This is a genomic window from Siphonobacter sp. BAB-5385 (assembly GCF_002261125.1).
Lineage (GTDB): Bacteria > Bacteroidota > Bacteroidia > Cytophagales > Spirosomataceae > Siphonobacter.
The window spans coordinates 17,202-28,679 of record NZ_NMPS01000164.1 but is presented as its reverse complement, the minus strand read 5'-3'; the positions used below and the strand labels follow the sequence as shown (position 1 = coordinate 28,679).

At 48.7% G+C, this 11,478-nt stretch carries 7 protein-coding genes; 2 read left to right on the top strand and 5 right to left on the bottom strand.

The features are described from left to right. Window positions 1-106: 106 nt before the first annotated feature. Window positions 107-1,198 carry a hypothetical protein gene (locus BWI93_RS16485; RefSeq protein WP_094813233.1) on the bottom strand — a complete coding sequence of 364 codons (1,092 nt, stop codon included), beginning with the start codon at window positions 1,196-1,198 and terminating at the stop codon, window positions 107-109. Between the two features lie 170 nt (window positions 1,199-1,368). Between BWI93_RS16485 and BWI93_RS16480 the strand changes: the two genes are divergently transcribed. After that, a complete protein-coding gene (locus BWI93_RS16480) occupies window positions 1,369-2,511 on the top strand; it encodes a cystathionine gamma-synthase (protein WP_094813231.1) in 1,143 nt (380 codons plus the stop codon). A gap of 65 nt (window positions 2,512-2,576) precedes the next feature. On the opposite strand, the gene BWI93_RS16475 is transcribed toward BWI93_RS16480, so the two are convergent. The 3 genes from BWI93_RS16475 to BWI93_RS16465 are packed head-to-tail and all read right to left on the bottom strand — an operon-like array spanning window position 2,577 to window position 7,679. Further along, complete coding sequence (locus BWI93_RS16475; RefSeq protein ID WP_094813229.1) at window positions 2,577-3,062, bottom strand: hypothetical protein; 486 nt, start codon at window positions 3,060-3,062, stop codon at window positions 2,577-2,579. A 24-nt stretch (window positions 3,063-3,086) separates the two neighbouring features. Continuing rightward, window positions 3,087-4,514: a SusD/RagB family nutrient-binding outer membrane lipoprotein gene (locus tag BWI93_RS16470; RefSeq protein WP_255157919.1), complete on the bottom strand. Its 1,428-nt coding sequence runs from the start codon at window positions 4,512-4,514 to the stop codon at window positions 3,087-3,089. Between the two features lie 57 nt (window positions 4,515-4,571). Beyond that, window positions 4,572-7,679, bottom strand: coding sequence for a SusC/RagA family TonB-linked outer membrane protein (locus tag BWI93_RS16465; RefSeq protein WP_094813225.1), 3,108 nt, complete (start codon window positions 7,677-7,679; stop codon window positions 4,572-4,574). 1,533 nt (window positions 7,680-9,212) lie between these two features. On the opposite strand from BWI93_RS16465, the gene BWI93_RS16460 reads away from it, so the two are divergent. Next, a complete protein-coding gene (locus BWI93_RS16460; RefSeq protein ID WP_094813223.1) occupies window positions 9,213-10,532 on the top strand; it encodes an amidohydrolase in 1,320 nt (439 codons plus the stop codon). Here the strand turns inward: BWI93_RS16460 and BWI93_RS16455 are convergent. Further along, window positions 10,529-11,332, bottom strand: coding sequence for an SDR family oxidoreductase (locus BWI93_RS16455; protein ID WP_094813221.1), 804 nt, complete (start codon window positions 11,330-11,332; stop codon window positions 10,529-10,531). The genes BWI93_RS16460 and BWI93_RS16455 overlap by 4 nt on opposite strands. Window positions 11,333-11,478: the final 146 nt, after the last annotated feature.

Here is an 11,478-nt window from a genome sequence, read left to right as displayed (position 1 = left end):
CGCTACGGACTTTTTAGTTGGTAGGCTGTGCCTGCCGGGCTGGCCAAGTCCCTTGCATGGCGTCAAGTGAAAAAACAGGTTGCCCTACTTCATTGCCCCTATCCGATCATTTTTTCGGATAGTATGTATTCACTAAAAAGTAATAGGGTGTCAGCAAATGGTGTACGAATACGTTCTTGCCATCTTCGGGAAAACGTTTTCGATACGCATCATTCGGTTGGAGGATGATGGGTGAACCCGCCCGCATGTAATTGTTCACGGAGGCATAAGTAGGTTGCGGCAGGTTGGGTTTGTACTTCTTCACCTGTGAATACACCATTTTCCCGAGGGTTTTCCGGAAACGTTTTTCGGCGGTACGCGTCGCCCGGTCCATCCGGTTATAAATGCGTCTCGCAAAAATTCGGATTAAAAAGGGCTGTTTTTTAAGGGCTGGTTTAACGTCTTTAAATGGGTTGACGGGATTGAAATCACGGAGCGTCTGAATGGAAAAGGGCGTTTCGGGTACCCAATCAGCGGCGTTTAAAACGGTATGACTCCAACCATCCCGCGTGAGAAACTCATAATCATAGGCATAATACAGATTACCCGGTTTAGGAGCGGCACTGCAGTACGTTTTGAAGACCAGATCACCGGGAAGCTCCTGGCGTCGCACCAGGTCAGCCAGGTACGAACGGGTCAGGTACGCCAGTGCCCCACCCTGACTATGACCCATAATCAGAAATTCACGGGTGCCCTTGCCGTAAAGTTCCCGTACCTTTTCCACGATGGTCGGAGCCAAATCCGCTAAACCCAGCATCCAGCCGACGTGTACTGTGGCTTTGGAATCTTGGGCCAGCTGATAACGGAATTTTCTCCCGCTACCCAGATCCAGTTCGCCCGTAGCCGGAACCATGGCGGCGTAGAAGTTTTCGAGCCAGCTGGGAGTCGCCTGTACCGTTCCCCGAACACAAATTACCGCTACGCCGTCCGTTCGTTGCCAGAGTTCCCAGAGGTTTTTGAGTTCGTATTCAGGACTACGATAGAGTCGTTTATACTGCGTGGGAATTGGAATCAGGTCGGATTTGGCCGTATCTACCTGCTGCATGAACAGCCCCAGCATGTCGCGGTATTCGTTGGGATCAAAACCAGCTTTCAAGTGTTGGCCCACACTGTCAGAAAAGCTAAAGAGAAGTAGAATAAACAGAACGTAAGGTTTCATAAAGGTTGATCTTAAGAAAGGGTAAGTTAAAAGAATTACCTGATTTCCGGACTGATCTGAAAAAGATTGCTTAACCTCGCAGTTGCTTCCCTGGGGAAGTACTCACGAATCGTTAGTTGAACTTTACGTCGGCTAACGTACGCTGCGACACGTTTAAAACTTCGATTGCTATGCGTTTTGCCACGAAAGCCATTCATGCGGGCGTTGAACCGGACCCGTCTACGGGAGCCATCATGACACCCATTTACCAAACTTCCACGTACGTACAGCAGGCTCCGGGTGTGCATAAAGGGTACGAGTATTCCCGAACGCATAATCCCACCCGAACGGCCCTGCAGAACGCCCTGGCAGCCCTGGAAAATGCCCAACACGGCATTTGTTACGCTTCGGGACTGGCCGCAACGGATGCCTTACTGAAGCTATTCAAGCCGGGCGATGAAATTGTGGCGACGAATGATTTATACGGAGGCACGTACCGGATTTTCGTACGCATTTTTGAAGACTTTGGGCTAAAATTCAAATTCATTGACCTCAGTGACCCGGCCGCCGTTGAAACGGCTTTCACCGAACAGACCAAAATGCTCTGGCTGGAAACACCCACGAATCCACTGCTGCGTATTTTGGATATTCGTTCCCTGGCTGCTCAGGCCCGTAGTCGCGGCATTCTTACGGTGGTGGATAATACCTTTGCTTCCCCTTACCTGCAAAACCCGCTGGATCTCGGAGCCGATATTGTCATGCATTCCGTAACGAAATACCTCGGTGGACACTCCGATACCGTGATGGGAGCGTTGATGCTCAATGACGATGAGCTGGCTTCCCGTTTGCGGTTTATCCAGAATGCCTGCGGAGCGGTACCCGGTCCACAGGATTGTTTTCTGGTGTTGCGGGGAATCAAAACGTTACACATTCGCATGAAACAGCACTGCGAAAACGCCCGGCAGGTAGCGGAGTTTCTAAACAATCATCCGAAGGTTGGCAAGGTGTATTACCCCGGTTTGGCTACGCACCCGGGGCATGCACTGGCGGTGGAACAGATGCGGGATTTCGGGGGAATGCTCTCCTTCGAACTTAAAGGCGATGATTACGAAGAAGCCGTTCGGGTGATGTCGAGCTTTAAGGTTTTTTCATTGGGCGAATCGCTCGGTGGCGTGGAATCGCTTTGTACGCACCCAGCGAGCATGACGCACGCTAGTATTCCCAAGTCCGAACGCGAAAAATCCGGGTTGAAGGATACGCTGATTCGGCTGAGCGTAGGAATTGAGGATGTGGAGGATTTGATCGAGGATCTGACGCAGGCGATTGAACGATAAGTCTAATCGCGGATTATAAAAAAAGAGCCTCCGGGATACCGGAGGCTCTTTTCAGTTCTGGTGTACTAAGGCGTTAGTCGTACGCGTACTTGTACGGGAATAATCGTTTCGCCATTGTCCAGTGTAACTAGGAACATGAAGGCGATTTCACCGTTGGCCGTGACGAGACGAGCATTAGCAGCTGATTTGGATTTAAATTCAACCAGCGTCGTGGTGAATTTAACCGAAGTTCCATTGCCTGCAATGGGTTGGGCAATGTACGTAGCGTTCGCTACTGAACCTGCGTTAATGCTACTGTTTCCAGCCGAAACCCGAGTGATTTCCTTAATCGTACGTCCGCTACTCGCTGGAATAGACAGCGTGAACTCAATCGCTGAGGTAGAATCCTTAATGGATTTCGTGATGTAGGGATTGAATCCGTACGTAGTCGTACCGGGGAACGTCACGGGTACTGCGGGTCGGTTGTCTTCGTAAAACGTGCCAAAATCATCCTTACAAGACGTAAGCAGGATGGGAAAGCACAGGATCATTAAAAGAAATATGTTTTTCATCTGTGTCGATAATTAGAAGTGTGTTTAGTTCACATCCCACCAAACCCGTACGTTCTGAAGTATGTTGTTCGGGAAATTAGGATTTCTGGCAATTTCCTGATCAATGTAACGAGCCCGAACCGGACGCGTTCCGTCCACGCCGACCGCGTTCTGGTGCTGAGCTAAGGTGGGGTAGCCGGTTCTCCGCCAGTCGTTCCACTGCTCAAGACCATTGCCGTACAGTGAAATATACTTTTGCGTAATGATCTGTTTGATCTTCTCTTCATTACTACCCGCTAACGTTACGACCGTAGGGTTCGCCGTGAAGTAAGCACTGATGTCCGCGTCAGAAATACCCGCCGATGCCATGGACGTCCGAATGCCTTCTTCGTAAAGTTTCTGAGCATCGCCTGCCGTACCTAAGCGGATAGCAGATTCGGCTAAGATGAAGGCACGCTGCCAGTTGGTAATTAACCGAACGGGACCTTCTCCGTTTTCACCCGTTACGTACGAGCTGAACATGGAGCGATTCGCCGCCGGTGGAGGGGTACCGGCAAAACCGTTATCAATGGTTACGTAGTTGCCGGTAGGCCGGGTTACGAATAACGGAAGCCGGGGGTCTTTCAATCCTTGCAGTAACGTTACGAAACGGGTACTGATTAACTGATCCGTACTGAAGGAAGAGTTGTATGTGTACGTGTAAATCGGACTTTGGCTACCTACCTGCGATCCGAAATTCACGGCCAGATTTTGAGCATTCGTCGTAATGAAGTCATTGCCTTGAATGACTTCATCAATGATTGACTTCGCCTTCGCGGGCTCTACGCTACTGATTTGCAAGGCTAGCTTCAACAGTAAGGTGTTACCGGCTTTTTTCCAGTTTTCGATCGTACCGCCGTAAACGATGTCGTCGCTACCGGGCGTGGTACTACTGGTTTTTTCCAGATCAGCCAACCCTTCTTTCACCAGGTCAAACAGGCTTTGAATGCCCTTGGCATTATCGCCCAGGTAAATCTCTTTCTGCGTATCCAGTCGAGGTTGCGTATTGGCATCTCCCTGCAGAGCTTGCGAATATGGCACATCACCCCATACGTCCGTTGCGATGGAAAACGTATACGCCTTCATGATTTTGGCAATGCCGACATAGGCGTTGGAATTGCTCGTCTGGGCTACTTCAATAAGTTTCTGATAATTGATCAGAGCACCACCGTAGATTTCAAATCGCCACTGGTTTCCGAAATCAGATCCATCCGTATTGTAGCGATCCCAGGTAACGGGGCTACCGTTGGCTCCGGCCGTTACGCTCATGATCACACTGGCAAAGCGGTTCAGGTCATTGGCATTAGAGAACGCAGAACCCGCCAGTCCACTGGGTAACAGGGTAGCAGGAGGTACGGTAATAGGATTGTTGGGGTTCTGATTAATATCCAGATAATCCGAGCAGGAAGAAAGAGCGACTACCGAACAGGCCATCGTTACTCCCTTTATCCATTTTTTATGTATTGCTGAGAACTTCATCTAAGTACAGAATTAGAATGTTACACGAAGGTTAACTCCATAATTGCGTGTAGTAGGAATACCGTTCAGGTCTAGACCTTGAATATTACCGGCTCCTTGCGTATTGATTTCAGGATCGCTGGGGAAACCAGGAGCGTACATCCACAGGTTCCGGCCACTGACGCCAATGCTGATGTTGCCAAAAGGCGTACGGCTCAGCAGCGAGCTGGGAAGGGCGTAGTTCAGAGCAACCTCCCGAAGACGATACGCCGTTGCGTCAAATACGGCTCCTTGTGATGCTAAACCACCCAGGCTCTGCCAGTAACTTTGAGCGGAGATCTGAATGTTATTCGGACGGGTGGTTCCATCCGCATTGAGAATAACGCCGGGTAAAATGCGGGGCTGGTTACGGTCAACACCGGTAATTTCCGTCTGGCCGGCATTTCGCATATCTACCTGAGAGAAGGAATAGAGTTGTCCGCCTTTATTGACGTCCACCAGTGCGGATAACGTGAAACCTTTGTACGAGAAGTTATTCGTCAAACCAGCCACCCAGTCTTTCTGCGGATTCGAGATTACTTGTCCGGCAATACCGGGCACGAATAAGCCCGTATTGGGGTTAACCAGCAATTCACCACTTTCGGTACGGGCATTGGCCGTTCCGATGATTACGCCGTAGGGGTAACCAACGGCAATCGAAGGAGCAATACCGGAGAAACTGTCGCCCGTGATGTTGGAGTTGTTAACACCCTCCGAGATCGCAACCACTTTATTGCGAATACGGGTAAAGTTCAACAACACATCCCACTTGAAGGAAGACGTACGAATAGGCGTAGCCGAAAGCTGTAACTCAATCCCTTTGTTCTGCATTTCGCCGATGTTCGTCGTGCGAGTGTCGTAACCGCTGGAATTTGAGATCGCTACGTTGAAAATCTGGCTGGTACTTCTGGTATTGAAATATGTAAAATCAACGCCCAGACGATTGTTGAAGAAGCCTACGTTCAGACCTACTTCAAAGGAGTTTACGAACTCAGGTTTTAAGTTCGTGGAACCAATCCGGCCATCGGGTTGAAAACCGGGGAGGCTAGTACCGCCCACATTCAGCGGGAAGGTTATATCCGCAACGTTATTACCGAAAGTCGCTGAAGTAAAGAAAGACTGTAAGCGATACGGATCAGCATCACGACCTACCCGGGCAATGTTTCCTCGCACTTTCAAATAAGAAACTGCTTCCGTTTTTACGTTAAACGCTTCAAGCGGGACAAAGCTCAACGCAGCCGAAGGATAGAAATAGGCATTTTGTTCCTTTGGTAACGTAGAAGACTGATCTACGCGGCCCGATAATTCCAGAAACAGATACGATTTGTAATCCAACGAAAGTTGACCGTAATGACCTACCAGGCGGCGTCGGTTGGTAGACGCATAGGATTTAGTAAATACGGAACCTACGCCCACGTTGTCAAAACCAGGAATAGCCAGTGATTCTGAAATAACGCCTGATTCTCTGTACGACCGCTGGTTCAGGTTTTGTCCTAACAACAGATTCGCATTCAGGCCTTGTACAAACAGATCATTTTTCTTGGCGTTGATCAACAGGTCACCGTTTAACTCCGACCGGAAACGTAGATCTTCATCGATCTGGCCCTGAGGTGCACGGGCGGCTCCCACGCGTTGAATCTGCTTTCTGTTGTCCGTATACGTATCCGCAGTCACCCGGTAGCTAACGTTCAGCCAGTTCGTGATGTCGTATCCGACGGAAAGGTTACCAAAAACACGGTCAACGTTGCTGTTAAAGAAGGTATTCTGGATGCTCCATAACGGGTGATTCTGACCATTCACGAAGTAAAAATCTTCACCCGTGAGGGGATCCAGATACGGGGTGTTTACCAGATCGTAACTTCTGGGAATACGCGTAATCTGTCCAAAAGCACTACCTCCATTACCCATCAGCGTGTTTTTCTGAGCCGTTTTTACGTACGTAATGGTTCCGCCCAGTTTAATACCGTTTTTCAGCTTGCTGTTTCCACCCACTTGTACGCTATGACGATCGAAATCACTCTCCCGAACGACCCCATTCTGAATGGTGCTGGAAATCGTAGCCGCGAAATTGTTGTTCTGATCACCACCCGCAATGTTCAGGGCGTTCTGGAACATGGTTCCCGTTTTATAAAAATCCCGGATGTTGTTTGGGTAAGCCCGGTAAGGAACCGTTTCTCCCCGGAAGTTCTGTACCGTTTCGAAACCAGGCGTACCAAAAGCAGGTCCCCAGGAAGCCGTACTGTTATTTACGTAATTGTTCTGTGTACCCTGTCCGTACTGGTTCTGAAGCTTAGGCAGATACGCTACATTTTGCCAGTTAACCGAAGAGTTAAACGTCACCTCGGTTTTGCCATTTAAGCCCTTTCCGCTTTTCGTGGTAATCACAATCACCCCGGCGGAAGCTCTGGAACCATACAATACCGAAGCGGCAGGGCCTTTCAGTACGTTGATGGACTCAATACTTTCGGGGCTAATGTCAGAAAGACGGCTAGAAGGCTGAGATCCAAAAAGCGTATTCTGAGAGTTGTCTACGTCATTGTTGAAGATGATCCCATCCACAACGATCAGCGGCTGGTTACTACCATTGAAGGAAGTAATTCCACGGATGTTGATGTTCGTAGAGGCACCCGGAGCACCCGAAGAACTCGTGATATTAACCCCGGCTACTTTACCCTGTAAGGTGTTCAGGACGTTGGGCTCCGAACGTTGGGCCAAGGCGGAACCATTTACATTTTGAGTAGCATACCCCAGCGAACGCGTATCTCTTTCAATACCCTGTGCGGTGACGACCACTTCGTTCAGCGATTCAACACTCGACTGAAGAACGACATCAATCGTCGTCCGGCCGTTGATTTCCTCTTCTTTACGACCGAAGCCGACCGCACTGAATACCAGGGTAGTACCGTTTGCAGGTAGGGTCAACCGGTAAGTGCCCTTCGCGTCTGTATTGGTTCCGGTGTTACTGCCTTTGACAACAACAGTAACCCCAGGAATGGGTGCTCCATCTTCGGAGGCCGTAACGGTACCCGTTACGATACGATCCTGTGCCTGGGCAATCCACCCGAATAGCATCAGAAAAGTGAAGAATAAAAGTTTCTTCATGGTTGTGGTAAATTGGTTAAGAAATAGACAAAAAGGAAACAGGAAAAGCAGAGCCTTACTGATGGGAGAATCCAGCAAATTCTATCCGATAAAAGAGGCTGACGAAAGCAAAAAATTTCGCGTGGAAAGGAGCGTGTAGTAGTTAGGCATAGCTTTAAAAGTTGATGAAGTAAGTAATGGCTAAGTACTTAAAGTATAATTTTAAAATGTGAGCATTTTTACTTAAAAATAGCCTTTGTGAAGGAGGCCTTTTAAAAATGGGCTACAAAATTAGCTGTTTGCTATAGATATCCGAATAAAATTCGGTAAAATATTATTTAGGTAATTACATTTTAAGGAAATGATCCAAAGCCGTTTTTTTTAAAAATGCTAATAAAAGCTCTTTGAAGGCAGAATTTTTGATAAATTGATCAATGTCCTCCAGTAAAATTAGATATATTTTAAAATTTTTAAAGAAATTAAATTTTGATGATTCTGGAGTTATCCAATGTTTAGCATCCTGGAAAGCGGGACAAAAATCAAAATTTACTCCTCCAATATGGGTTGAGTATATAGTACTATAATTTGCGATTTAGTCTCGGTATCAGGTGTGTAAAAAAAGGACGGTGGCTACAGGAAAATAGAGACTATACATAGATACCGAGGCGGCCTGTTCTTCAAAAGAGGCCGCCTCGGTGAAGGGAAAGAAACAAGGAGTTAGTTATCCGTTGCCAGCAAATTCGTGGCTCGTTCAAAAGCTGAAATCGATCAGAGGTATCTGGTATAAACCGGGGCGGAAATAGTAGGAACGAGAATCCGTCTGTAGGTGAGCGATTAAACAATCCATGACCCACCTTAGCAAAATCTGGTTGTTTGCCTGGTCCTAGCGAGGTACGTTGTAACTCTGGCTTCCTATGGCAGAAGTCAAAGCATCAGTAGAAACATTACCGCCCTTCTTAAGATCGCATACAACTGCTGAAACAGTTGTCATACGTTGCTGAATTCAGAGGTTCATCGGCTAGCCGTGCCGTTTGTAACTACGCCATAGCTCATTTCCCTGCTCATGACATCAGAATGGATTTATCGTTACCAGCCATAGTAGCCGTAGCCGCTACTGCACGTTCCTGTACGTAAGCCCTCAGGGTTGCAACAACGAACGGGAGGTAACACAGGAATGAATACCCAGACTCTTGCCGGTAAGACTGGCAACATAGACTTCCGGCTCAGGCCGAATGAATACCTGAGTAATCCCAGAAGAGCTGACGATGGTTAGAAAACCGGACGGCCGCAGAGAATCGGCCCTGGTTTAGGGGATGTAAGGAAAAAAATAATCACGATGTTGATGAAGTTTTGGTTAAGGAAAATTCCAATGGATTGCAAAAGTATAAGGTTTATTTTGTCAGGCAATAGGAAAGTATTTTTTTTACTAAATTTCCTATGTTTTTTTCTTACTAGTCATGTAAAGGCCTGATTTCATTGGTTAAAAGGCTTATGAGGCAAAATTATATTTTGTGACTATTTTTAAAATCAGGTCTGTTCTAACCAGAGAAAACTATGAAAAATTCTATTTTGGCCGCCTTACTACTGGTCTCTCTAGGGAGTCATGCTGCGGTGGATCCCGTTAAAAAACGCATGGATCAGATGGCTAAAGAGATTGAGAAAAAAGTGATTACCTGGCGGCGGGATTTTCATGAACATCCGGAGCTGGGAAACCGGGAATTCCGTACGTCCGAGAAGATAGCGGCTCATTTGAAGGCTCTGGGACTGGAGGTAAAAACGGGCGTTGCCAAGACGGGTGTTGTAGCCATTTTGAAAGGGGGTAAACCCGGTCCGGTCATTGCCTTACGGGCGGACATGGATGGCTTACCCGTAACAGAACGCGTAGACGTTCCTTTCGTTTCAAAGGTTACCACCGAATATAACGGACAGCAAACGGGGGTTATGCACGCCTGCGGTCACGATGGCCACGTAGCCATTCTGATGGGCGTAGCCGAAGTACTGGCCGGGGTAAAGAATGAGCTAAAAGGAACCATCAAGTTTATTTTCCAGCCCGCCGAAGAAGGAGCCCCGCAGGGCGAAGAAGGCGGAGCGGCTTTGATGATTAAAGAAGGCGTACTGGAAAATCCTAAGGTAGATGCCATTTTCGGCTTACACCTCAATGCTCAGACACCCATTGGGCAGATCAAATACCGGCCCGGAGGTACCATGGCTGCCGTTGACTTCTTCAGTGTGAAAGTGAAAGGCAAACAATCGCACGGAGCCTATCCCTGGCTGAGTATCGATCCGATTGTAACGGCTTCTCAGATTGTCAATAATCTGCAAACGATCGTTAGTCGTAAATTGGATCTGACTAGCGGAGCGGCTGTCGTAACAGTCGGGGCCATTCACGGGGGCATCCGGCAGAACATTATTCCCGAAGAAGTGAATATGATGGGCACCATTCGCTACCTGGATGCTCCGATGCAAAAGGTGATTCATGACAACCTTCGGCAGGTGGCCGAAAAAACAGCCGAAAGCCAGGGAGCCAAAGCGGATGTGAAAATTGATGTCATGTATCCCGTTACTTATAATGATCCGGCCCTGACGGATCAGATGGTTGGTTCGCTGGAAGAAGTGGCCGGGAAAGACAACGTTCTGCTGACACCCGCCGTAACCGGAGCGGAAGATTTCTCCTTTTTCCAGCAAAAAGTACCCGGACTGTTTTTCTTCCTGGGCGGAGCTCCGCTTAACAAATCCCAGGCACAAACCGCTCCACACCATACGCCGGACTTTTACATTGACGAAGGCGGGTTTGAACTGGGCATCCGGGCCTTCTGTCATTTGGTCGTAGACTACGCCGATCAGCACAAGTCGGCTAAAGTCAGCAGCCGTTAGGAGCGAATTTTGTAGTTACGGATCATCAACCACAACAGGCCGGGTGCGTATCGTTTGAGGTAGGCCCCGGCTACTTCTTTCAGGCCTCCGATGTACACTTCCCGCTTGCGGGAGCGGAGGGCCTTGAGGATACGTTCGGCACATACATCGGCGGGGATGCCCCGGGCCTGGTTTTCATCCATCCGGTTATTGGCTTCGCCGCGACCGTTCAGGGCATTAAGCGAAATAGCGGTTTTGATGAAACCCGGACAGATGATCGTCACCCAAAGTCCTTCCCGCCAGATTTCGGCCCGTAGCGAATCAAAGAAACCACGAATAGCGAATTTGGAGGCGGCATAACTCGTCCGCATCGGTGTAGCGACGTACCCGGCAATGCTTGAAACGGGTACAATCAGGCCGCTTTTCTGAGCTAGTAGCGTGGGTAATACCGCTTTAGTCAGGGCAACGACGCCAAAATAGTTGACCTCCATCAGCCGACGATCTACATCGATGGAGCTCTCCAGAGCCAGTGACCGCTGACTAATCCCTGCGTTCTGTACCAGAATATCAATACGGCCAAAGGTTTGTAAAACGTCCTGAAGGCAAGCAGTAAACGTATGGGGTTGACTCATATCCATGACCACAATCCGGACGCGGTCGGCGGGCAGAGCCAGCTCTTGAGCCACCCGCTGTAATTCGGTTTCTCGCCGGGCTGAAAGTACCAGACGACTTCCTTCGCGGGCGAAGGCATGAGCTAAGGCTTCGCCAATGCCTGACGAAGCTCCCGTAATCCAGACGACCTGATCCCGAAATGTGGACATACCGTAAAAAGGTTTTGTGTGAAAGCGGGACGTTAGGTACAAAAAAGAACCGTCGCTTCAAAGAAACGACGGTTACTCTCACCCCAAAACTTAAACTACCCACAAGGGGATTCCTTTTTCGGCTCGTGCTCGTAGCATTAGCCGGG